Origin of the sequence: Pontimicrobium sp. SW4 (assembly GCF_039954625.1) — a bacterium.
Classification (GTDB): Bacteria; Bacteroidota; Bacteroidia; order Flavobacteriales; family Flavobacteriaceae; genus Pontimicrobium.
Genome location: NZ_CP157199.1, coordinates 417,442 through 441,770, shown reverse-complemented (window position 1 = coordinate 441,770; position 24,329 = coordinate 417,442). Strand labels below are relative to the sequence as shown.

Genomic DNA, 24,329 nt, shown 5'->3' with positions numbered 1-24,329 from the left:
CTATATAAAAAAGTTTCAACCAGTTTATCATAAATCTACTTTTACTGTTCATTATTAAAACTAGAACAATGAAAAAAGTAATTATTATGGCAATAGTATTAACAACAGTTACTTTATCAAGTACAAATGCCCAACAAAAGAACACAGCCAAAATCTCTTACCCTTTAAAAGAAGATGTATCCACCATTAATGGAATTATGAAGGCTACTTATGAAGCTGTATCAGGTGAAGCAGGAGAAATTAGGCAATGGGAAAGAGATCATTCCTTGCATAGTCCAAATGCCATATATTCTTTTCCTTTAAAAAAAGATGGAAAGTATGAATATGTAACAATGACTTTAAACGATTTTCATGGCGAAACAGATCAAATGGTCGCTACCACTGCTTTTTATGAAAACGAAATCAATAGAGAAGTTAGAATTTTTGGTAATATTGCCCATGTCTGGAGCACATACGAAACAAGGCTTAAAAAGAATGGTCCCGTTGAAAGAAGAGGAATAAACAGTGTACAACTATATTATGACCAAAATAGGTGGTGGATTATTTCTTGGACATTTGATCGAGAAACCGAGGTTAATAAAATTCCTAAAACTTTTGAAAAAAATTAAACTAACTTCAAAAATATATGATGAAGTCAAATTATTAAATAATTAGGTAAATTAATTTATAAAAAAACGCAACATTTTCATGTTGCGTTTTTTGTTTCTGTGGGCGCGAAGGGATTCGAACCCCTGACCCCTTGGGTGTAAACCAAGTGCTCTGAACCAACTGAGCTACGCGCCCTAAATATAGGACTGCAAATATAAGTCAGTTTTTTAATCTAACAAACATTTTTAAATAATTTTCTAAATAATTTCGGCAACAACAAATGTACTTCCTCCAACATAAATAAGGTCCTCATTTTTTGCCTGTTTTTTTGCAAACTCAAGTGCTTCATCTACCGATTGATATGCTTCTCCTTTGTAACTTTTCACACTAAAATGTTGCTTTAAAATAGTTGCATCTAAACCTCTTGGAATATTTGGCTTACAAAAATAATAAGTCGCCTCTTTTGGAAACAACTCTATAATAGAGTCTACATCTTTATCGTTTACCATCCCTATTACCAAATGTAGTTTGTTAAATTCTTCTTTTGCTAGTTGCTGCATTACATACGTAAGTCCTTCCCTGTTATGAGCCGTATCACAAATAATCTTAGGACCATATTGCAATGTTTGCCAACGACCTAATAAACCAGTGTTATTTACAACGTTATTGAAACCCTTAATAATTTGCTTTTCAGACATATGAATTCCTAATGGTTGTAAAACAGTTAAAACCTGAGTAACTGTTTTTATATTTTTTGCTTGATAGCTTCCTTTTAAATCAGATTCGTATGTTTTGTTTATAGTTTGGTCTGCAAAATAAATAGGAGCATTATTTTCTTTGGCTATTCTCCTAAAAATAGGCGTAGTCTCTTTTTGCATTTCACCTATAACAACAGGAATATTTGGTTTAATAACCCCTGCTTTTTCATATGCTATTAACTCTAATGTATCTCCCAAAAATTGTGTGTGATCGAGTCCAATATTCGTAATTACTGATACTTCTGGAGTAATAATATTGGTAGAATCTAATCGTCCTCCTAATCCAACTTCAATAATAGCGATATCCACTTTTTGTTTTGCAAAATAATCGAAAGCCATTCCAACCGTCATTTCAAAAAAAGACAAACTATGGTTTTCTAAAAACGTTTTATTACGCTTTATAAATTGAATAACAAACTGTTTACTAACAACATTGCCATTTACTTTTATACGCTCCCTAAAATCTTTTAAATGTGGAGAGGTGTACAAACCAACTTTATAACCAGCTTCTTGCAACACCGAAGCAATCATATGGCTAGTTGAACCTTTACCGTTGGTTCCTGCTACATGAATGGATTTAAACTTCTTTTCGGGATGATTTAGGTGTTTAGATAAAGCCAGCGTATTTGTAAGGTCTTTTTTAAAAGCAACCTTACCTTTATTTTGATACATTGGTAATTGGCTAAACATCCAATTTACAGTATCACTATAGTTCATGTTATTGTGTAACACTAAAGTTAATAACTACAAAACCAACTTGTTTTACAGGTGCCTTGGAATCGGCAGGCCATTTATAAGTCAAAGCTGTTTTTTTAGCAGCATCGTATAGACAACTTACTCCTGTAGTTCCTCTTTTACCAGGAATAGCATTAACTACGTTTCCTTGTCTATTTACATGAATTTCGACAACAACTTTACCTTCTTCATTACATTCAGGAAGTACTTTAGATTTAGATGGTCTTCCTCTACCTCGTAATCCATAACCACTTCCTCCTCCGCCAGCTCCAGGTTCACCAAAGTAACTTGGTGCATATGGGTCACCATTTAATTGTCCTTTATCTCCTGCTCTATTATCGTCACCTTCACTACCAGAATCTGTGCCATCCGATTTTCCAATACCTCCAATAAGGTCGTCTAATCGCTTCTTTTTAGCTTCTTGTTCTTTACGTTCCTTTTCAATACGTTCAGCTTCTTTTTTTGCTTTTGCATCTACTTCAGCTTTCTTTCTAGCTTCTTCAGCTTTTTGCTTTTTAATAGCGATAGCTTCAGCATCCTCACTCGTCATTACCTCTTCCTTAACTTCTTTTGGTTCAGAAGGAACTGGTTTTGACTCTTCAACTTTTTGAGGTGGTTTTTTGGCTACTTGCTCAGATTTTATAGGTTCTTTGGGTTGAATGCGACCACTACCAAAATCGGTAGTTCCAAAGTTTACAGCTACGCCATATTCCTCTGGTGGATCTAAATATGTTGGGCCAACAATAAAAATAACCAGCACCAAAATTACCGCAATAAGCGTCGTAATTCTTGCTGAATCTTTTTCATGTTTAGTTTTAAAATACAATTTCATTCAACTTCAATCTTAATTGTTCGGTTTTACCGCTAATATCACTTTAAACTTGTTACGATTTGCAATATCCATGACCTTTACAACATTGTCTACTGGTACCGATTTTTCAGCTCTTAAAACAATAGTTGGAGATTCTTCATTAGATAAAGCAGCTATTAATTGATTTTCTAATACACTTTCACCTACACGTTTTTGGTCTATATAATAGGTCAAGTCTTTTTTTATACTAACAGATACTGACTTTTTATTTTGCGTTTTTCCACTTGCTTTTGGTAATAAAATATCAATCGCACTTGTGGTAACCAAAGTAGACGCTAGCATAAAAAATATCAATAACAAGAAAACAATATCTGTCATTGATGACATATTGAATTCTGGTGTTACTTTATTTCTTCCTCTTATATCCATATACTAAATAGGTTCGTTTAGAAGGTCTAAAAATTCAACCGAATTAGCTTCCATTTGATGTATGACCTTATTCGTCCTAGCTACTAAATGATTATAACATATGTAACTCACAATTCCAACAATCAAACCAGCTACTGTAGTCGTCATCGCTGTATACAAACCACTAGCTAGAACATCCATTTGAATGGTTCCTCCTGCATTTGCAAGTTCGAATATTGCTAATATCATTCCAACAACTGTACCAAGAAACCCAATCATTGGTGCTGCTCCAGAAATAGTTGCAAGTACACTTACATTTTTTTCTAGTCCGTAAACTTCTAAACGCCCAGCATTTTCTATAGCCGTATTAATATCTTCTAAAGGTTTCCCAATTCTAGAAATTCCTTTACTAATTAATCGGGATACTGGTGAATTTACTTGTGCACATAACACTTGAGCTGAATCAATTTTACCATTAGATACATGATCTTTAATTTGATTCATAAAATTTGTATCTACTTTTGAAGCCGATTTAATTGCAAACAAGCGTTCAAAATAAATATAGCTTGCAACAAGCAGCAATACAAATAACAAAAGAATTATAATTTGTCCCGCAGTTCCACCGCTTTTAATAAGCTCTATAATAGACAGGGTCTTTTCGGTAGATTCGCCATCAGTAATTAGTTCTGCTCCTTCTTGAACAGTTTTTAAAATTGCTGTATATAACATATATTATATTGTTAGATTTTGAATAATAACGATTGATTTTTAAATAAAGTATTTTAAAACAGTGTTCTTGTAAAAAAGAAAACTGCAGCTCCAGCTAAGAATCCGAGTAGTGCTAACCAAGCTATCTTCTTTAAATACCAGAAAAAATCAATTTTCTCCATTCCCATAGCTACAACACCAGCAGCAGAACCTATTATTAACATACTACCACCTGTTCCTGCCGAATAAGCAATAAAGTGCCATAATTCGTTATCCATTGGCTCAGAGAACATACCTAAACTAGCTGCTACCAATGGCACATTATCAATAACTGCCGAACCAACCCCTAATAATAATACGACTAAATCTGAAACTCCTTCACTATGTAATTCTGTTCCCAACATAGGTGTTGTTTCTTGTAATGTGTTTGCGAAGCCAAATAAAATTCCCAATGATTCCAATGCTGCAACAGCCATTAATATTCCTAAGAAAAATAAAATACTTGGTAATTCAATTTTAGACAATGAATGATGCACAGGACTATGATGTGCATAATCTTCGCTTTCTTCATTATCTATAACAGTTAAACTAAACTTAGAGTTACTATATATTTCTGCAAAAATAGCCACAACACCTAAAGCTAACATCATACCAACATAAGGTGGTAAGTGCGTCACTACTTTAAAAATTGGTACAGAAACAATTGCAGCTAAACCTAAAAATAACATTGTTGAACTAAACTTGCTCTTAGGTTTATCTTCATCACTTTCCTCAATTTCCAGATGCCCTTTAAAAGCTGGTAAAAATGACGCAATTAGTGTTGGTACAAACATACAAACGAATGATGGCAATAATAAATACCCTATTAAATGACCTGTACTAACTTTATTTCCTATCCAAAGCATTGTAGTGGTTACATCTCCAATTGGAGACCATGCTCCACCTGCATTTGCCGCTATAATAATTAAGCCTGCATACCAAATACGTACGCTTCTATCTTTTACTATTTTTTGCAAAATTGAAATAAGTACAATTGTAGCAGTTAGGTTATCAATAATTGCAGAAAGAATAAATGCCAAACCTGCAAATATCCATAGGATTTTTGATTTCTTCTTTGTTTTAATAAAGCTTTTTATGGTAGAAAAGCCATCAAAGTAATCAATGATTTCAACAATGGTCATTGCTCCTAATAGAAAAACTAAAATTTCAGAAGTTTTACCTAAATGATGTAATAAGGTTTCTTCCATCAAATGCATCCTATTCTCATGATCTAGAGACGCATAGCCTTCAACTAGTCCGTGATTTGCAGAATCAAACCACTGTGGAAAAGCATCTATCCCTAAAGAAATAAGTGCCCAACTAATAGCCATCATGACTAAGGCTGGAATGAGTTTGTCTATTTTTATATTGTGCTCTAATGTTATTGCTAAATAACCTACTATAAATACAATGATAATTGCTGATTCCATATTGTTGCTAGTTTTTAATTACACAAGCTCACTTAATGCTAAAGTGAAAGCGGTTTTACTTAATTCTGTTTTATGATGATTGTGATTGTATATATTCTGAATAGCAGTTTTTATAATACTTGACGTATCCTCAAAAATAGCATCATCTGTCATCTCTACTCGTCGTTCCATAAAATACGCAAAAACTCTAGCCATTCCGCAATTAGAAATAAAATCTGGAATAAGACTTACCTTACTATCAGTAAATTCCATTATTGATCCAAAGAAAATCTCTTTATCAGCAAATGGCACATTAGCTCCACACGAAATAACTTCTAATCCACTTTCTATCATAGAATCTATTTGCTCTTTTGTTATTAATCGTGATGCGGCACAAGGTGCAAATATTTCTGTTTCGAGTGACCATATTTTACTGCTAACTTCTTCAAACGGAATTAAATTATCGCTTTCAAGTGTGTTTCCTGTTTTTTCAAGAAACAAGTTAGTGATTTCTTCAAAACTAAATCCGTTTTCATTTATAATACCTCCAGTAATATCAATAATTCCCACCACCTTTGCTTTCATTTGCGCTAAATAGAAGGCTGCTGCTGCACCTACATTTCCAAAGCCTTGTACAACTGCTCGCTTTCCAACTATAGATCCTCCATAAATTTCGTAATAGTGTTTTACTGCAATAGCGACACCAAAACCAGTAATCATATCTGCAACTGTCAATTTTCTTGAAACATCAGGAGAATAATCTGGGTTTTCAATAACCTTTATAACACCATGTCTTAATTGACCTATTCGATTAATTTTATCTGCTTCCGTTGGTTTAAAATATCCATTAAAAACCCCCTCTTGTGGATGCCATACACCTGATTCTTCAGTAATTGGAATAACTTCATGAATTTCATCAACATTTAAGTCACCTCCTGTTCCATAGTAACTTTTCAATAATGGAGAAACGGCTTTATACCAACGCTCTAAAACTCCTTTTTTTCGAGGATCTTTAGGGTCAAAATTTATTCCAGATTTTGCGCCTCCAATAGCTGGTCCAGAAACGGTGAACTTAATTTCCATGGTTTTTGCCAACGACAAAACCTCATTCATATCAAGTCCTTTACGCATTCTAGTTCCTCCACCTGCGGCACCTCCTCGTAATGAGTTTATTACTGTCCACCCTTCTGCTTCAGTTTCTGGATCTTTCCAATTAAATACTATTTCTGGTGCTTTATTTTCGTATTTGTTTAATAATTCTTTCATTTTTTATGTTGATGATTCTTTAACTTATTTTAATTTTTCTCCTATGTTTCTCTCTGCGTAGCTAAAGCTGATTCATCTTTAAAATGTTTTAATTATTACTGAATAACAAATATAAAAAACTAATATTCTTATGTATTAATTTAGCAAAAATTTATGGTATAAAAATATTACCTGAACTATGATTATGTTTAGCACCAGTAACACTACTCAAACAGTTATTTTCTCCACGTAATTTAAGAACTCCCAATAGACCAAAAATCAGTGCTTCCTTATATTCTATTATTTCGTCTGATGGTTTTGTAATTTTATTAAAGCTAAAGTGAGATATCCGCTTCATTAAAAATGAATTATAAACACCTCCTCCAGTAAATAGTACACTAGCATTTGTCTTTTGATTTAACTCATTATTTATTTGAATTGCTGTGTGCTCTATAAATGTTCTTAGTATATCTTTAATCTCTAATCCAAATGAATCAATTAAAGGAAAGACTTTAGAAATAACCCATTCTAATCCCAAAGATTTTGGAGCTTTTTCTTTGTAGTATTCTAGTTTGTTTAGTTGATCTAAAAGTTCACGGTTTAATTGTCCTTTTGAAGCCAAACTACCTTTGTCGTCATATCTTAACCCTAGTTTTTTAACATAATAATTAAGTACAATATTCACTGGGCAAATATCATAGGCAATCCTACTACCACCTACTTGATAAGAAATATTTGCAAAGCCTCCTAAATTGACGCAAAAATCATAGTCATGAAATAATAATTGATCACCAATAGGCACTAAAGGAGCTCCTTGTCCTCCAAGTTTAACATCTTGAATTCGGAAATCGCAGACTACTGTCTTTCCAATTAATTTACAAATTCCCTCTTGATTCCCTATTTGGTAAGTCAATCCATTTTCAGGTTGATGCAATGCGGTATGACCATGAGAACAAATTGCGTCTAAATTCCTAATACTGTTTTGCCTAATAAAATCGTTTATGGTAAAAGCTAAATACGAAGTGTATTTTTTATCAATCTCCTGCAATTCTTCCAACGAATTTGAAACAAGGTTTTTAAGTATGCTTTTCCATTCTTTAGGATAATCAATAGTTTCAGCTTTAATTATTTTAAAAGACCAAGATGCATTATAACAAAATTCGATATATGCTACATCCAAACCATCAAGAGAAGTTCCCGACATAACACCAATAATATTGTATTTCGATTTTATCATATATTGTAAAAATATGTATTCAAATTGAAAAAAATGTAATAAAACTATATCTTTGCATACATTTTTTATCAATTAAGCAATAATACATAATAATGAATTTTAGCCTAACCGAAGAACATATAATGGTTCGTGATGCTGCAAGAGATTTTGCGCAAACAGAATTACTTCCAGGAGTTATAGAACGCGATAACAAACAAGTCTTTCCAGATGAATTAGTTAAGAAAATGGGTGAGCTGGGTTTTTTAGGAATTATGGTGGATCCTAAATATGGAGGAAGTGGTATGGATGCTATTTCTTACGTATTGATTATGGAAGAATTATCAAAAGTTGATGCATCTGCCTCAGTAATTGTTTCGGTAAATAACTCGTTAGTTTGTTATGGACTAGAAGCATATGGTAATGAAGAACAAAAGCAAAAATACCTTACCAAATTAGCTACTGGTGAATTTGTTGGTGCTTTTTGTTTAAGTGAACCAGAAGCTGGTAGTGATGCAACTTCGCAAAAAACAACAGCAATTGATAAAGGTGACCACTATTTATTAAACGGAACAAAAAACTGGATTACTAATGGAGGAAGAAGTGATGTTTATTTAGTAATTGCACAAACAGATAAAGAAAAAGGTCACAAAGGCATCAATGCTTTTATTGTTGAAAAAGGTATGGAAGGATTTGATATTGGACCAAAAGAAGATAAATTAGGCATTCGTGGAAGTGACACACATACACTGCAATTTAACGATGTAAAAGTGCCAAAAGAAAATAGAATTGGAGAAGATGGTTTTGGTTTTAAATTTGCTATGAAAACCCTCTCTGGTGGTAGAATTGGTATTGCTTCTCAAGCACTAGGTATAGCTTCTGGAGCTTATGAATTGGCTCTTAAATATTCTAAAGAGCGTAAAGCTTTTGGTACCGAAATTTGTAATCATCAAGCAATCGCATTTAAGCTAGCAGATATGCACACAGAAATTGAAGCAGCACGTATGCTTGTAATGAAAGCAGCTTGGGACAAAGACCAAGGCAATAATTACGACATGTCTAGTGCAATGGCTAAGCTTTACGCTTCGCAAGTAGCCATGACACATACTGTTGAAGCTGTTCAAATTCATGGTGGAAACGGTTTTGTTAAAGAATACCATGTAGAACGTTTAATGCGTGATGCCAAAATTACCCAGATTTATGAAGGTACGTCTGAGATACAAAAGATTGTGATTTCAAGAGGCGTTATAAGAGGGTAAACTTTCAATAGATATAATATCTCTAAAAGCTTCAAATTTGATTTTGAAGCTTTTTTTATGTTTTTAAGTTCTCTAAAACTAGACGAATCTCTCCGTAAGAATATTTATCATCTAACTGATGCTTAAGGTCTGAAAGGTTTTCGAATTTAGTCTTAGGAATTAGCTCTTTCAATTCTTTATAATTTATTTCAGAAATTAAATCTGTAATTTTCACCTGTCCTGTAGAAATATAATTTGCCAAATGACCAGTAATTGTTGTAGGACTTAGATCTCGCTCATTAGCAATTTCCTCAACAGATTTTCCTTTTATAAACAAATCTAAAGACATTTTTTTGGTATCTCCCTTTTTCTTTTTTGGTTTTGTAGTTTCAAATACAAAAGGACTTTGAGAAACCTCAATATCGTTTTCATCGCAATACGAGTGAATAACATTTAAAATTTCTGATCCATACTTTTCAATTCGTGTTTTACCCATACCATGAATCTGCTTTAATTCTTCTTTGGTTGTTGGCAAGGTTTCGCACATAGCATACAATGATTTTTGAGTAAAAACTTGAAAATGCACTAAATCTTCACGCTTTGCAATTTGATTTCTTAGCTCTCTGAGCAATTCAAAGAGTTCAATATTTGTTGTACCATCTACAACAGTTTTACGTTGTTTTTTTAGTTTCTCTTTTCCTAAGAAAACAGATTTTGCTCTTAAAGTTAAAAAATCATCCGTTTTGAAGCCTTCTTTTAAACCTTTAAAATATGATAGTTTAGTCTCCAATAATTCCTCTAAAGTATCTAATTGCTTCTCTATATCTTTTTGAATTGTTTTGTTGTCCGTTGAAAAACTAATGTCCTTCAATATTATTTCTATGGTTGACTTAGTCTGTTCATTAAAATAAGTAATAGCTTTAATAAAACGTTCTTGAAGAATCATGTTAGCTTCAGGAATTTCTATATTACCAACTAACGTTTTTAGTTGGTATTTAAAACTATTACTAATCTTAAGTAAATTTGTTGTACTCTCCTTAATTCTATTTAATGATATTTCTATTGAGCCTTCAATACTCCCTCTATTTTTATAATAAATATCTAAAATTCGGCCAACTGGATACAGAAATTTATAAAAATCGAAAACTTCAGAAATTAAATTCAGTTGAAATTCTCGCTTAGACTGTTGTAAAACCTCTTCATTAGGTTGATTATCCTCGACATTTTTACTGAAGTCAATAACATGTTGATCACTTATAATTTGATTGGACTCAATCTTACTTTTTAAAACCAAGCCTTCCAAGGATTTGCATCTACTAAGTGCCACATAAGTTTGCCCATGAGCAAATGCTCCTTGAGCATCAATAATAGCTTTTTCAAACGTTAATCCTTGGCTTTTATGAATAGTAATTGACCAAGCTAAACGCAATGGGATTTGAGAATAACTTCCAATTTTATCTTCAGTAATTGCTTTCGTTTCAGAATTTACTGTATATTTTATATTCTCCCAAGTTTCTAATTTGGTTATAATATTGAAGTCGTCCTCTGGACAATTTACAACCACTTCATCTTTCTCTAATAAAATAACTTTACCGATCTTACCATTGAAATAGCGTTTTTCGGGAGAACTATCATTTTTAATAAACATGACCTGAGCACCTACTTTTAATTTTAATTCCTCTTTATTTGGATAGGAATGTTCTGGAAAATTACCTTCAACTATTGCTTTATATACTTGCTCTTTTCCTTCTAATTTTTCTAGTTCTTGCTTATTAGCTTGTCGTGCTTTATTATTATGTGTTGTTAATGAGATATATCCTTCTTCTTTGCTTGGTTGAAAATCAGGAATATATCGTTTATTCAATTCGCTAGCAGAGTTAATACTTAAGTTATTATTTCGTATTTCGTTTAAAATATTTATAAATAAAGGATTTTCTTGACGATATATATGCCTTAGTTCTATCGTTAGCGGGTTACAATTCTGATAAGCTTGACTACTAAAGAAAAAAGCATTTTTATAAAAAGGTTTCAATAATTGCCATTCATTCTCTTTAATTACTGGAGATAATTGTTGCAAATCGCCTATCATTAATAATTGTACACCACCAAACACTAGGTTTCTATTTTTATAACGTCTTAAAGTCTTATCAATTCCATCTAATAAATCAACTCTAACCATACTAATCTCATCTATAATTAAAAGATCTAGAGACTTAATAATATTGATTTTAGTTTTACTGAATTTCCTATTAAAATTAGAAGAAGAACCTAATTCATCATCTGGTAAAATCGGTCCAAAAGGTAATTGAAAGAATGAATGAATGGTCACACCTTTTGCATTAATAGCAGCAACACCAGTAGGTGCAACAATTACCATGCGCTTATGAGATTGCATTTTTAATCTATGCAAAAATGTAGTTTTTCCAGTACCTGCTTTGCCAGTTAAAAAAATATTTCTATTTGTATTATCAACAAAATCCCAAGCTAAGTCTAATTCCTTATTTTCCATTTACTAAAGCAATATATAGTAAATGAATATAAATAAAGAAGAATATATTCAGAAATATTTGGCGAAAAATAGTCAAAAAAAAATCCTCATTATCAAAAAGATAATGAGGATTAAAAAAGGCGGCGACCTACTCTTCCACGAATGTAGTACCATCGGCGCTAATGGGCTTAACTTCTCTGTTCGGAATGGTAAGAGGTGAGCCCCATTGCTATAACCACCTTAAGTTTTAAGTAATTAGTTGTTAGTAAAAAGTAATTAGTTTTCTCAAATTACTAAGGACTAATCCCTAAATACTGTTCCGCTTTGCGGAACCAATAAGTTAACATATTGAAAAAATTACATGAATATTGTATTTATACTCTATAAAAAAACAGGCGTACAATAAGCCTATGGGTTATTAGTACTACTCGGCTATGACATTACTGCCTTTACACCTATAGCCTATCAACGTGGTCATCTCCCACGACCCTTTAAAGAAATCTCATCTTGTGATGGGTTTCGCGCTTATATGCTTTCAGCGCTTATCCCTTCCAAACGTAGCTACCCAGCAATGCTCCTGGCGGAACAACTGGTACACCAGAGGTTTGTCCAACTCGGTCCTCTCGTACTAGAGTCAGATTCACTCAAATTTCTAACGCCCACAGTAGATAGAGACCGAACTGTCTCACGACGTTCTGAACCCAGCTCGCGTGCCACTTTAATGGGCGAACAGCCCAACCCTTGGGACCTTCTCCAGCCCCAGGATGTGACGAGCCGACATCGAGGTGCCAAACCCCCCCGTCGATGTGAGCTCTTGGGGGAGATCAGCCTGTTATCCCCGGAGTACCTTTTATCCTTTGAGCGATGGCCCTTCCATGCGGAACCACCGGATCACTATGCTCTACTTTCGTACCTGATCGACCTGTATGTCTCTCAGTCAAGCTCCCTTATGCCATTGCACTCTACGCACGGTTACCAAGCGTGCTGAGGGAACCTTTAGAAGCCTCCGTTACTCTTTTGGAGGCGACCACCCCAGTCAAACTACCCACCAAGCACTGTCCTTTCAGTGAAAGTTAGACTCTAGATAAGCAAAGGGTGGTATTTCAACAATGACTCCACAACACCTGGCGATGCCGCTTCAAAGTCTCCCACCTATCCTACACATTACTTATCCAAAGCCAATACTAAGCTATAGTAAAGGTTCACGGGGTCTTTTCGTCCCACTGCGGGTAATCGGCATCTTCACCGATACTACAATTTCACCGAGCTCATGGCTGAGACAGTGTCCAGATCGTTGCACCATTCGTGCAGGTCGGAACTTACCCGACAAGGAATTTCGCTACCTTAGGACCGTTATAGTTACGGCCGCCGTTTACTGGGGCTTCATTTTAGACCTTCGAGGTAAACCTCTAAGCCCTCCACTTAACCTTCCAGCACCGGGCAGGTGTCAGGCCATATACATCATCTTTCGATTTAGCATAGCCCTGTGTTTTTGATAAACAGTCGCCTGGACCTCTTCACTGCGGCCCATCCGAAGATGGGCGACCCTTCTCCCGAAGTTACGGGTCGATTTTGCCTAGTTCCTTAGCCATGAATCTCTCGAGCTCCTTAGAATTCTCATCCCAACTACCTGTGTCGGTTTAGGGTACGGGCTGCTTCACTCGCTTTTCTTGGAAGTCGATTCGCTAGATTATCACCTTGACCGTAGTCTCAGTGTACTATCGGGGTGTTACCACTCCCTTCAACGCACTATTCCGTCAGTGCGCACTAACTATTCGCCTCCGTCACTTTTAACGTGAGCAGGTACAGGAATATTAACCTGTTGTCCATCCACTACCCCTTTCGGGTTCGCGTTAGGTCCCGACTAACCCTCAGCTGATTAGCATAGCTGAGGAAACCTTAGTCTTTCGGAGTGCGGGTTTCTCGCCCGCATTATCGTTACTTATGCCTACATTTTCTTTTGTAGCTTCTCCAGCAAAGCTCACGCTTCACCTTCGACGACACTACAATGCTCCCCTACCACTTGTATTAATACAAATCCATAGCTTCGGTAGTATGTTTATGCCCGATTATTATCCATGCCGAACCGCTCGACTAGTGAGCTGTTACGCACTCTTTAAATGAATGGCTGCTTCCAAGCCAACATCCTAGCTGTCTAAGCAGTTCAACCTCGTTTATTCAACTTAACATACATTTTGGGACCTTAGCTGATGGTCTGGGTTCTTTCCCTTTCGGACATGGACCTTAGCACCCATGCCCTCACTGCATTACATCATTTTATAGCATTCGGAGTTTGTCAGGAATTGGTAGGCGGTGAAGCCCCCGCATCCAATCAGTAGCTCTACCTCTATAAAACTAATAATACGCTGCACCTAAATGCATTTCGGGGAGTACGAGCTATTTCCGAGTTTGATTGGCCTTTCACCCCTACCCACAGGTCATCCCAAGACTTTTCAACGTCAACGGGTTCGGGCCTCCACTATGTGTTACCACAGCTTCACCCTGCCCATGGGTAGATCACACGGTTTCGCGTCTACCGCCACTAACTAGTTCGCCCTATTCAGACTCGCTTTCGCTACGGATCCGCACCTGAAGTGCTTAACCTTGCTAGAAACGGTAACTCGTAGGCTCATTATGCAAAAGGCACGCCGTCACCCTAATGGGCTCCGACCGCTTGTAAGCGTATGGTTTCAGGTTCTATTTCACTCCCTTATTCAGGGTTCTTTTCACCTTTCCCTCACGGTACTAGTTCACTATCGGTCTCTCAGGAGTATTTAGCCTTAGCGGATGGTCCCGCCAAATTCATACAGGATTACACGTGTCCCGCACTACTCAGGATACTGCTATGGTTAATGATCTTTACTTATACGGGACTATCACCCTCTCTGGTTCCTCTTTCCAAAGGATTCTAATTCATTACACAACCAATATCGCAGTCCTACAACCCCAGTATTGCCGTAACAACACTGGTTTGGGCTATTCCGCGTTCGCTCGCCACTACTAGCGGAATCACTTTTGTTTTCTTCTCCTCCGGGTACTTAGATGTTTCAGTTCTCCGGGTTCGCCTCCTTACGGATAACATGTCTTCAACATGCTGGGTTGCCCCATTCGGATATCTGCGGATCAATTCGTATGTGCCAATCCCCGCAGCTTTTCGCAGCTTATCACGTCCTTCATCGCCTCTGAGAGCCTAGGCATTCCCCATACGCTCTTATTTAGCTTATTGTACTTTTTGCTTTTTTAATGAGTTACTATCTAATTCATGATTTTCAATTCATAATAATAAATTATTAATCCTTTACACCTCATAAACTAAATGTTCTTAGAATAATTAAAAGCTCGTAAACTCAATTATTCTAATATAAATTACTGAATTAAATGAATTTAATTCGTTATTTCATGTATCTTTTTCAATATGTCAATGAACTTTCATCTTAGATTTTTAGAACGTTAGATTTTTAGACAAATGTCTAATGGTCTAACTATCTAACCATCTAGATTTTGTGGAGAATATCGGAGTCGAACCGATGACCTCCTGCGTGCAAGGCAGGCGCTCTAGCCAGCTGAGCTAATCCCCCATATACTAGTAGTTAGTATATAGTAGTTAGTAGTTAGTACATAACTACTACTCAAACTTCTAGAATTTCCTTTATTTAAACTTCAAAAAAAAAAATTAGTAGTCTCAGGCAGACTCGAACTGCCGACCTCTACATTATCAGTGTAGCGCTCTAACCAGCTGAGCTATGAGACTCTACTTTTTTTCTAAGTTATAATATAATTAACAGCGTTGAGAATAAACAATCTCTTTCCTTACTTATTACCTCTAGTCGTCTTTCTCTAGAAAGGAGGTGTTCCAGCCGCACCTTCCGGTACGGCTACCTTGTTACGACTTAGCCCTAGTTATCGACTTTACCCTAGGCCGCTCCTTGCGGTGACGGACTTCAGGCACTTCCAACTTCCATGGCTTGACGGGCGGTGTGTACAAGGCCCGGGAACGTATTCACCGGATCATGGCTGATATCCGATTACTAGCGATTCCAGCTTCACGGAGTCGAGTTGCAGACTCCGATCCGAACTGTGATAGGTTTTATAGATTCGCTCCTGCTCGCGCAGTGGCTGCTCTCTGTACCTACCATTGTAGCACGTGTGTAGCCCAGGACGTAAGGGCCGTGATGATTTGACGTCATCCCCACCTTCCTCACAGTTTGCACTGGCAGTCTTGTTAGAGTTCCCGACTTGAATCGCTGGCAACTAACAACAGGGGTTGCGCTCGTTATAGGACTTAACCTGACACCTCACGGCACGAGCTGACGACAACCATGCAGCACCTTGTAAGTAGTCCGAAGAAATAGCTATCTCTAACTAATGCAACTTACATTTAAGCCCTGGTAAGGTTCCTCGCGTATCATCGAATTAAACCACATGCTCCACCGCTTGTGCGGGCCCCCGTCAATTCCTTTGAGTTTCATTCTTGCGAACGTACTCCCCAGGTGGGTCACTTATCACTTTCGCTTAGCCACTCAGACCGAAGTCCAAACAGCTAGTGACCATCGTTTACGGCGTGGACTACCAGGGTATCTAATCCTGTTCGCTCCCCACGCTTTCGTCCATCAGTGTCAGTTGATTATTAGTAATCTGCCTTCGCAATTGGTATTCTATGTAATATCTATGCATTTCACCGCTACACTACATATTCTAACTACTTCATAATAACTCAAGATAACCAGTATCAAAGGCAATTCTACAGTTGAGCTGCAGGATTTCACCTCTGACTTAATTATCCACCTACGGACCCTTTAAACCCAATGATTCCGGATAACGCTTGGATCCTCCGTATTACCGCGGCTGCTGGCACGGAGTTAGCCGATCCTTATTCTTACAGTACCGTCAAGTCTCTACACGTAGAGATGTTTCTTCCTGTATAAAAGCAGTTTACAACCCATAGGGCAGTCTTCCTGCACGCGGCATGGCTGGGTCAGAGTTGCCTCCATTGCCCAATATTCCTCACTGCTGCCTCCCGTAGGAGTCTGGTCCGTGTCTCAGTACCAGTGTGGGGGATCCCCCTCTCAGGGCCCCTACCTATCGTTGCCATGGTGTGCCGTTACCACACCATCTAGCTAATAGGACGCATAGTCATCTTTTACCGCCGAAACTTTAATTATCAATCGATGCCAATCAATAATACTATGAGGTATTAATCTTCATTTCTAAAGGCTATCCCACTGTAAAAGGTAGATTCTATACGCGTTACGCACCCGTGCGCCGGTCGTCAGCGGATTGCAAGCAATCCCTGTTACCCCTCGACTTGCATGTGTTAGGCCTGCCGCTAGCGTTCATCCTGAGCCAGGATCAAACTCTTCATCGTTAAATTTTAAGTCTTATCGACTATATTATTAACAACCAAAGGATATTAATTTGTACTCAAAATGGTTTATTCTCTGTAATGAATTTTATCGTTTCCAATAAAATCCTTACGCTGTCAATCAATATGTTTAATGAACTTTTTTCTTCTTTACTTAAAGTCTTTCCTCCTTAAGCGGGTGCAAATATAAAACCCTTTTTTTATTCCTACAATGCTTTTTGATTTTTTTTTAAATTATTTTTTCTAACTTAATCCAAATCAACTTTACTTATATGAACACCACAAAAAAAATTACCGTTTTTTGCGGCTGCAAACATACAACCTTATACAATCCTACCAAATGTTTTTTAAACTATTTTTTAACTTTTTATTACTCAAAAACCCTAAACACTATAAACCAATATATTATCACATGAAAAAATTCCATACCAAACCAAATCGTATCCCTAAATCTCGGTGAATAGCATTAGGTGTGGAATAATAATTGTAACCTGTAAACGGAGCATTGAAGTGTTCTAACTTAAAAAAGATACGTGTTTGTTTTACTTTAGCGTTTATAAAGAAGTCTAATCTGGGATATCCTCCTAGTTGTTTTTCATTTTGAATATAAAACTCAGCTAGAACAGGATCGTATCCATTCATATTATATTTGGAGAAGTAATTGAAGGTTATTCCAGTTTGAAGGAATAATGCTTTTTCGAAAAAATGATTAGTATAATAAAAAGTATTCCTAGTAATAATATCTGGAACATTTAAAACGTCTGCTCCATCTACAACTGTTTGGTAAAGCAATGTATTATTAAGGGCAAATTTTCCAAACTTCAGCTCTTTTTCTAATCTTGCTCTAAAATAATTAACTGTACCACTATATTGGTTTGGTTTTAAAAGTGATGGTTCAGTATCAGTTTTATTAAAATAGGTATAATTATTAATTGTTGTATAATCTAAGTTAAGATTAATTAGTTTGCTTGAACTTATATCAAACCCTAATTGTTTAGTTTGTATATTATCAAACGAGTTTTGCCAATTATAATTTATATAGTCACTTTGATATAATAGATAGTTATAATTGGGTGCTTTGGAACTTATATTAATTGTAGCACTAACTTTAGAATCCTCATTAATACTATACCCTGCTCTTCCATTTAAAAAATTCCCATCAAAGTCTCCTGAAAGATTCAATCCAAAATCTCCTTGAATTTGAAGTTTTCTAATGGTATTTTTATAGCCTCCTCCAACGGAAACCACATTCCCTTTTAAACGATTAGTAATATCATTACCATTTATAGACACTAAAGTGTTATAACCATAATTATATTGACTGTATCCTAAATTGAACTTTAACTCTCCTAGCGTATTGCTTCTATATCTTGTGTTCGCTTCAACATATACATTCTCTAAGGTGGTTTTGTCATTTAAATTGGAGCTTGGGAAAGAATCGCCAAAATAATCGGTGTAAGGAGATGTTTGTTCATATTGATAATACTTACTTTCATAAGACACTAGATTTCCAAGGCTTAATGTATTTTGGCTTGATGAGTCTTTTTGCTGAATAAGATTATAATAATGATCTAAGTGAAATCTTTTTCCTTTTAAAACACTTTCAGCATCTTCGAAAGCTGGATCAAAAACAGAACGATCTATAAATCTAGGATTTCCTGACTCAAACTCCTTGAGGTCTTTATCTAAAATCCCTCCATTTTCTTCATTCATTAAATCTTGTATTACTGAATGTGCTCTAACATTATATCTGCCGTTTTTAGTTTTATAATTTGTGGTAAATCTAAAATTCCCAGTACTTGTTAAAACGTGCTGATACTTTCCTAATGACCTAAGTCCCTTATAAGCTATTGAAAAGTTAAATTGTGGTGTTGTATTTACAGTAAAGAAAGCATCTAATAATTGCCCTTGTTCGAAAGCTGTTTTAAACATTAATTCTGTTAAAGGCGTTGGCACATAATAATAGTTAACATCCTCGACTTCTATAAAATTAAAATGCCTTGCACGAGCTCCAAAAACTGGTATTAAAGAATTGTTTTCGAAATCGTAACTTAAAGTATTATAGGTTTGTCCAATATTTGAAAAAGGTAATACAGTAAAATTATCTCTTCGTAAGTAGTTGAATTTATACTCCTTATATATAGTTAATGTTGTATCTACAAAAGTAGTATCATGTTCTTTAGAAATAATTTTATAAAGATCTATTGTCGCATTTTCATTTTTACGAATCCTTTTTGAATTATCTCTACTTAACGAATCATTTTCTTGAATACTAAATCTACCTGCTCCCTCAGCTTGTTTTATTGGTGGTTTAACCTGAGCAGTTAAAACTCCAACCATAAAAAAAGAAAATAATAATAAAACAATACGATTCATAAATATTTTATAATCTTGTAAATACAAGTTTTGTAATGTAAAAACTTCGTGCAAAAATAGCAATTATCAAATGTAATCACTTTTTTTATGCAAGAAAGAAAATTACTAAAAACCCTAACGGTTTTAACACTGATTTATTAAAATGCTTGAACTAAAATATTCAAAATTTGAATTTGAATGTGGCACAGACGAGGCTGGTCGTGGTTGTCTTGCTGGCCCAGTTACTGCTGCTGCAGTTATATTACCCTTAGATTTTGAGAATTCGATATTAAACGATTCCAAGCAACTATCGCATAAAAAAAGAGATCTATTAAAATCAATTATTGAAACCTCCGCTATTAATTTTGGAGTTGCTCATGTTTTTGAAAAGGAAATAGATAACATAAATATATTAAATGCATCTATTTTGGCGATGCATAAATCTATTAAAAAACTATCAACCACAACCGAATTTATTGCTGTAGATGGTAACCGATTTAAGCCCTTTAAAAATATTCCATATAAAACCATTATTAAAGGTGATGGTAAATATTTAAACATTGCTGCTGCTTCAGTTTTAGCAAAAACGTATCGTGATGCTTACATGCTAAAAATTCATGAAGAATTCCCAATGTACAACTGGAAACAAAACAAAGGTTATCCAACTATTGAGCATCGCGAAGCCATTAAAAAATATGGTATTACAAAATACCATCGAAAATCTTTCAAGCTCTTACCAGAACAATTAACTTTTGAATTTTAAGTTATACCTTTGCATAAAATTGCATTAATTAGTCCTGATGAAAAAGTTTTTTGTTTCTCTTATTATTCTCTCAATATACTTTAGCTGCAATAATTCTAAAGGAAACAAGACCAACATTACTCAGCTTATTCCAGATTCTACTTCAGTTGTACTAAAAATAAACACACTAGAAACATTTAAAAGTGACCTTAAAAACAGTGCTTTTTTAAAAGAGATTTCATCGACTGAATTTCACAAAATCCTCAACTCTTCTTTAGAAGTTCTTGAAAATTTCAATACAAATAATGAATTATTGGTATGTTTTAATAATTCTGGAGACTCTTTATACTATACATTTATCACTAAATATCATGATAGTTTGTTACAAAAAGGTGATTCACTTAAATTATATAACACCATAATAGATAGCATTTTTGTAGCCTCAAATTCGAATAGACTTGTTTCTAATTTAAATGTTCAAGAAAACACAAACTTCAATACTTTTAGCAACGCTTTAAGTGAGAACAAATCTTTCTCTATATTGCTTGACAACAAGAGCGTAAACAGCTTCGGAAAGGGTGTTTTTAGCACTTCAAATGATAGTTTTTCAAACAGCATAGCTTTTGATGCTGAAATTACTCCAGACCAAGTGGTCCTTAATGGTATGAGTATTAATAATGACTCTGTAAAGAAATTTACTGACCTCTTTAAAAATACAATTCCGCAAGAAAACACCATTCAAAACATTACACCCTCAAATAGTGATGGTTTTTTAAGTTTTACTTATAACGACTTTCAAACACTTCATAAAAACTTAGCAAGCTACAAACAGCAAACTATAGACAGTACACAACATTTTGAGGTTTTAGAAACTTTAACCGAAGCTGGGCTAATCTATTTTGAAGACAAAAGCGTTTTAGTTCTTAAATCTATAGATGCTTTTAGTACGAATGACATTTTAAACAGTAAAGAAAACACTATAGGAAGCTTTAGAAATATTGACATTTTTTCTTTTAATAGTCCAAGCTATTTTGAAAACATCTTTACACCTATTGCTTCATTTAAGGACGCTTCAAAATATATTAACATTGATGACTATTTTGTATTTTCTAATGATGAAGACTTGCTTAAAAGCATTATTACAAGCTTTCAAAATGGTAGCACCTATAGTAAAGATGCAAATTATTCAAACTTAAAACTATCTTTAAGTGATGAAGCTTCACTTTTAATAATTGTAAATTCAGAAAAATTAGAATCAATTATAGATAGTACTTTTAATGAAACAGCGAAGAGCCTCAACTTAAGCAATCATAAATTTTCAGGCTTTCAAATAGTGCAAGATGATGGTTTTGTTCATATTAATAGTGCTATAAAAAAGAATAAATCTAGAAGACAACAACATACAATATCTGAAGAATTTAATGTATCGCTTGATTCCGATATTTTAACCAATCCGCAGTTTGTAATTAACCATCGTACTAAACAAAAAGATATTGTTGTACAAGACATAAACAACAACTTATATTTAATTTCTAATAAAGGAAAAGTGCTTTGGAAAAAACAATTACAAGGTACTATTCTTGGTAAAATAGAGCAAGTAGATCTTTATAAAAATGGACGCTTGCAACTAGTATTTGCCACTTCAAATCGTGTTTATATTTTGGATAGGAATGGAAAAGATGTCAGTCCCTTTCCATTAAAATTTAATAATGTAATTACTCAACCTCTAAGTGTTTTTGATTATGACAATAACAAGAATTATCGTTTTGTTGTAGTTCAAAATAACATTCTTATTATGTATGATAAAAATGGAAAACGTGTTAATGGGTTTGAGTACAAAAACAACTCCAACGATATTATAACCCAACCAAAACACTTTAGAATAAATAATAGAGATTATATTGTTTTTGCAGTTGGAAATAGTTTAAAAATATTGAACCGTCGTGGTCAATCTAGAGTAGCAGTTAACGAGAACATCAATTTTTCTGGTAATGCTATTTACAACTATAACAATGTGTTTACTACGACAACGTCAAATGGCGATTTAGTACAAGTGAACTTAAAAGGCAATGTTAGTAAGCAATCGCTAAACCTAAGTAACAATCATTATATTACAACTACAAGTAAAACATTAGCTTCGGTTGATGAGAATAAATTAACCATTAGGCAACGCACACAAGAATTAGATTTTGGCAATTATACAGCTCCAATCATATTTTACATCAACGATAAAATTTACGTCACACTTACCGATTTACAAGCTCAAAAAGTTTACTTGTTTGACAGTCAATCAAACCCAATTGTAAATTTTCCAGTATATGGAACTTCTTTAATTGATCTTGCAAATATAGATGGCGATAGTAATTTAGAGATCGTTACCAAAGGCGAAAATAATTCGATAATAGTTTATCAAAAAAATTAATATATTCTTTTGATAGTTAATCATTTAATTCTACTTTTGAATTACTCTCTTATCAATAGCTATAATTAGTTGTTTATAGGCTAATTATTTACCCAAGTCTTCCATACATTAATCGAGAATATGTTAATAATAAACATTATTATTCATGAGATTAATTGCATTTATTTCGTTGTCAAAAATTACAGCATCTTTGCTTTTTTTACTGTTTTTTTTGTCAACTATTGATGCTCAAACTAAAGAAATTAAACGACCAAAAAGTCATGTGGGAGTTACGAGTATTGATAGATTTGTTCAAGAGTCTTTCGATCTATATGATAAAGTTTATATGTATGATGGTTATGCTACAGCAGGAACCCCTTTAGAAGATGACGATATTGATGTGTTAGAAGACGCACTCTCTGAATTAGATGTCATTTTAGAAACAGCTCCAGACATTGTTTCAGATATAAAAGGCATTAGTGTACTTAAACAAGCTAAAGCTACACTACAGGTTAATAGAGCAAAAAAAGCATTAAATTATAGTGTTAAAACTGCTAAAGAATTACTTCTTGGACAACGTGAACGTGAAGAACAAGAAACCGATTCTGAAGAAGAAACTGAATCAAGTGAAGACTCAAATTCGAACTCATCAAGTAATGAATCAGCGGAGGAACAAGAAGAAGCTGAACCTGAAAACATTTCAGACAAACTAGAAATCTATAGTAAATATGATTTTGTTCCTGGAGATAAACAACTGTTCTTTGATGATTTCTCTCAAGATTTTGTAGGTGATTTTCCAAGTAAATGGAATACCAATGCTTCTGGTGAAGTCGTTAGAGTTAATTCTAACGAAAATTGGTTTGAATTAAAGTCTGGTTATGGAGTGTATTTTATTCCTAATGTTAATGAACTTCCTGAAGATTACACAATAGAATTTGATCTTCTATCGAAAGGATTAGGAAAACAAACTTCTTCTACAGCTAGGTTTCATATAATATTAAGTGATAATAATAAATTTGATAATGGTACCGAACATTATGCCGAAGTATACATTCCACTTGGGCAATATGGTGCTTTTTCTCTTCGTGCAAATAATTATTTTAACAGAACCGGAGGCGATATAAATACAGATATTAGAGCAGATATAAGAGATGAAGTTTTAAACCAACCGCATATAGCTATTTCTGTTACTAAAAACCGATACAGACTTTGGATAAACCAAGTTAAATATATTGATATTCCTCGCTTTATTCAGGAATTAAATGTGCTTAATCATATCAAATTCCATATTAATAACTTTGCAGACGGAGAAGAACGCGTATTTATCCGCAATTTAAAAGTTGCTGAAGGAGGAGTTGATTTACGGAGGAAATTGTTATCTGAAGGTAAGATATCTACTAATGGTATTCTATTCGATTCTGGTTCTGCCAATATTCAACCACAGTCACTCGGTATCATACGTCAAATTTCGCAAGTATTAATGCAAGACGCAAGTATAAAATTAAATATTATTGGACATACTGATGCAGATGGTGGTGATGAAGTTAACTTAAAACTATCTAAAGATCGAGCCGAAGCAGTAAGAAATGCACTCATAAATATTTATAAAATTTCTAGTAACCGACTTACAAGTGAAGGTAAAGGAGAAAGTGAACCTGTTGGTGATAACAATACTGCCGATGGGAAAGCACAGAATAGACGTGTAGAATTTGTAAAACATTAACGATAACCAAATCGAAAGCCGAGTCTATTATGAGGTGCCAGGGTAGAAATACCTTGGCATTTTTTTATGGAAATCTCTTGCAATTTAGTAGTATTGCAATTAGATA

General features: G+C 34.5%; 14 protein-coding genes, 3 tRNA genes and 3 rRNA genes. 5 read left to right on the top strand and 15 right to left on the bottom strand.

What is annotated here, in order from left to right:
• Positions 1-68 precede the first annotated feature (68 nt).
• The gene (locus tag ABGB03_RS02070) at positions 69-608 is read left to right on the top strand and encodes a hypothetical protein (RefSeq protein WP_347924428.1); all 540 of its coding nucleotides are present in this window, start codon (positions 69-71) and stop codon (positions 606-608) included.
• 100 nt (positions 609-708) lie between these two features.
• Here the strand turns inward: ABGB03_RS02070 and ABGB03_RS02065 are convergent.
• From ABGB03_RS02065 to ABGB03_RS02030, 8 genes are all read right to left on the bottom strand, one after another.
• Positions 709-783 (bottom strand) — tRNA-Val (locus ABGB03_RS02065).
• A 62-nt stretch (positions 784-845) separates the two neighbouring features.
• Complete coding sequence (locus ABGB03_RS02060; protein WP_347924426.1) at positions 846-2,063, bottom strand: folylpolyglutamate synthase/dihydrofolate synthase family protein; 1,218 nt, start codon at positions 2,061-2,063, stop codon at positions 846-848.
• A gap of 1 nt (position 2,064) precedes the next feature.
• Positions 2,065-2,913 (bottom strand): energy transducer TonB, encoded by an 849-nt coding sequence (locus tag ABGB03_RS02055; protein ID WP_347924424.1) that lies wholly within the window; start codon positions 2,911-2,913, stop codon positions 2,065-2,067.
• A 12-nt stretch (positions 2,914-2,925) separates the two neighbouring features.
• On the bottom strand, positions 2,926-3,321 hold the full coding sequence (locus tag ABGB03_RS02050) for a biopolymer transporter ExbD (RefSeq protein ID WP_347924423.1): 396 nt from the start codon (positions 3,319-3,321) through the stop codon (positions 2,926-2,928).
• Positions 3,322-3,324: 3 nt separating this feature from the next.
• Entirely contained in the window at positions 3,325-4,029 is a 705-nt protein-coding gene (locus ABGB03_RS02045) for a MotA/TolQ/ExbB proton channel family protein (RefSeq protein WP_347924421.1), read from the bottom strand.
• 53 nt (positions 4,030-4,082) lie between these two features.
• A complete protein-coding gene (gene nhaD / locus ABGB03_RS02040) occupies positions 4,083-5,477 on the bottom strand; it encodes a sodium:proton antiporter NhaD (RefSeq protein ID WP_347924419.1) in 1,395 nt (464 codons plus the stop codon).
• Positions 5,478-5,495: 18 nt separating this feature from the next.
• Positions 5,496-6,722, bottom strand: a complete 1,227-nt coding sequence (locus ABGB03_RS02035; RefSeq protein ID WP_347924417.1) for a Glu/Leu/Phe/Val dehydrogenase dimerization domain-containing protein — start codon at positions 6,720-6,722, stop codon at positions 5,496-5,498.
• Between the two features lie 151 nt (positions 6,723-6,873).
• On the bottom strand, positions 6,874-7,938 hold the full coding sequence (locus ABGB03_RS02030; RefSeq protein ID WP_347924415.1) for an anhydro-N-acetylmuramic acid kinase: 1,065 nt from the start codon (positions 7,936-7,938) through the stop codon (positions 6,874-6,876).
• A 92-nt stretch (positions 7,939-8,030) separates the two neighbouring features.
• Between ABGB03_RS02030 and ABGB03_RS02025 the strand changes: the two genes are divergently transcribed.
• Complete coding sequence (locus ABGB03_RS02025) at positions 8,031-9,173, top strand: acyl-CoA dehydrogenase (RefSeq protein ID WP_347924413.1); 1,143 nt, start codon at positions 8,031-8,033, stop codon at positions 9,171-9,173.
• Positions 9,174-9,228: 55 nt separating this feature from the next.
• Here ABGB03_RS02025 and ABGB03_RS02020 read toward each other — a convergent pair whose 3' ends face one another.
• From ABGB03_RS02020 to ABGB03_RS01990, 7 genes are all read right to left on the bottom strand, one after another.
• Complete coding sequence (locus ABGB03_RS02020) at positions 9,229-11,661, bottom strand: helix-turn-helix domain-containing protein (RefSeq protein WP_347924412.1); 2,433 nt, start codon at positions 11,659-11,661, stop codon at positions 9,229-9,231.
• Between the two features lie 114 nt (positions 11,662-11,775).
• A 5S ribosomal RNA gene (gene rrf / locus ABGB03_RS02015) occupies positions 11,776-11,883 on the bottom strand.
• A gap of 155 nt (positions 11,884-12,038) precedes the next feature.
• Positions 12,039-14,866: ribosomal RNA gene (locus ABGB03_RS02010) — 23S ribosomal RNA — on the bottom strand.
• A 278-nt stretch (positions 14,867-15,144) separates the two neighbouring features.
• A tRNA-Ala gene (locus tag ABGB03_RS02005) sits at positions 15,145-15,218 on the bottom strand.
• A gap of 99 nt (positions 15,219-15,317) precedes the next feature.
• Positions 15,318-15,391, bottom strand: a tRNA-Ile gene (locus ABGB03_RS02000).
• Positions 15,392-15,481: 90 nt separating this feature from the next.
• A 16S ribosomal RNA gene (locus tag ABGB03_RS01995) occupies positions 15,482-17,005 on the bottom strand.
• The 16S, 23S and 5S rRNA genes sit together here with 2 tRNA genes alongside, the layout of an rRNA operon.
• A 405-nt stretch (positions 17,006-17,410) precedes the next feature.
• Complete coding sequence (locus ABGB03_RS01990) at positions 17,411-19,378, bottom strand: putative porin (RefSeq protein WP_347924410.1); 1,968 nt, start codon at positions 19,376-19,378, stop codon at positions 17,411-17,413.
• 142 nt (positions 19,379-19,520) lie between these two features.
• Between ABGB03_RS01990 and ABGB03_RS01985 the strand changes: the two genes are divergently transcribed.
• From ABGB03_RS01985 to ABGB03_RS01975, 3 genes are all read left to right on the top strand, one after another.
• Positions 19,521-20,120: a ribonuclease HII gene (locus tag ABGB03_RS01985; protein WP_347924408.1), complete on the top strand. Its 600-nt coding sequence runs from the start codon at positions 19,521-19,523 to the stop codon at positions 20,118-20,120.
• Positions 20,121-20,157: 37 nt separating this feature from the next.
• Complete coding sequence (locus ABGB03_RS01980) at positions 20,158-22,521, top strand: ribonuclease HII (RefSeq protein ID WP_347924406.1); 2,364 nt, start codon at positions 20,158-20,160, stop codon at positions 22,519-22,521.
• 145 nt (positions 22,522-22,666) lie between these two features.
• Complete coding sequence (locus tag ABGB03_RS01975) at positions 22,667-24,223, top strand: OmpA family protein (RefSeq protein ID WP_347924404.1); 1,557 nt, start codon at positions 22,667-22,669, stop codon at positions 24,221-24,223.
• The last annotated feature ends 106 nt before the right edge of the window (positions 24,224-24,329 follow it).

What these genes read in the sequence shown, in the direction of transcription:
- ABGB03_RS02035 (WP_347924417.1), bottom strand. Translation starts at nt 6,722, where the DNA reads ATGAAAGAATTATTAAACAAATACGAAAATAAAGCACCAGAAATAGTA.
- ABGB03_RS02025 (WP_347924413.1), top strand. Translation starts at nt 8,031, where the DNA reads ATGAATTTTAGCCTAACCGAAGAACATATAATGGTTCGTGATGCTGCA.
- ABGB03_RS01975 (WP_347924404.1), top strand. Translation starts at nt 22,667, where the DNA reads ATGAGATTAATTGCATTTATTTCGTTGTCAAAAATTACAGCATCTTTG.
- ABGB03_RS01980 (WP_347924406.1), top strand. Translation starts at nt 20,158, where the DNA reads ATGAAAAAGTTTTTTGTTTCTCTTATTATTCTCTCAATATACTTTAGC.
- ABGB03_RS02030 (WP_347924415.1), bottom strand. Translation starts at nt 7,938, where the DNA reads ATGATAAAATCGAAATACAATATTATTGGTGTTATGTCGGGAACTTCT.
- ABGB03_RS02050 (WP_347924423.1), bottom strand. Translation starts at nt 3,321, where the DNA reads ATGGATATAAGAGGAAGAAATAAAGTAACACCAGAATTCAATATGTCA.
- ABGB03_RS02055 (WP_347924424.1), bottom strand. Translation starts at nt 2,913, where the DNA reads ATGAAATTGTATTTTAAAACTAAACATGAAAAAGATTCAGCAAGAATT.
- ABGB03_RS02060 (WP_347924426.1), bottom strand. Translation starts at nt 2,063, where the DNA reads ATGAACTATAGTGATACTGTAAATTGGATGTTTAGCCAATTACCAATG.
- nhaD (WP_347924419.1), bottom strand. Translation starts at nt 5,477, where the DNA reads ATGGAATCAGCAATTATCATTGTATTTATAGTAGGTTATTTAGCAATA.
- ABGB03_RS02045 (WP_347924421.1), bottom strand. Translation starts at nt 4,029, where the DNA reads ATGTTATATACAGCAATTTTAAAAACTGTTCAAGAAGGAGCAGAACTA.
- ABGB03_RS02070 (WP_347924428.1), top strand. Translation starts at nt 69, where the DNA reads ATGAAAAAAGTAATTATTATGGCAATAGTATTAACAACAGTTACTTTA.
- ABGB03_RS02020 (WP_347924412.1), bottom strand. Translation starts at nt 11,661, where the DNA reads ATGGAAAATAAGGAATTAGACTTAGCTTGGGATTTTGTTGATAATACA.
- ABGB03_RS01990 (WP_347924410.1), bottom strand. Translation starts at nt 19,378, where the DNA reads ATGAATCGTATTGTTTTATTATTATTTTCTTTTTTTATGGTTGGAGTT.
- ABGB03_RS01985 (WP_347924408.1), top strand. Translation starts at nt 19,521, where the DNA reads ATGCTTGAACTAAAATATTCAAAATTTGAATTTGAATGTGGCACAGAC.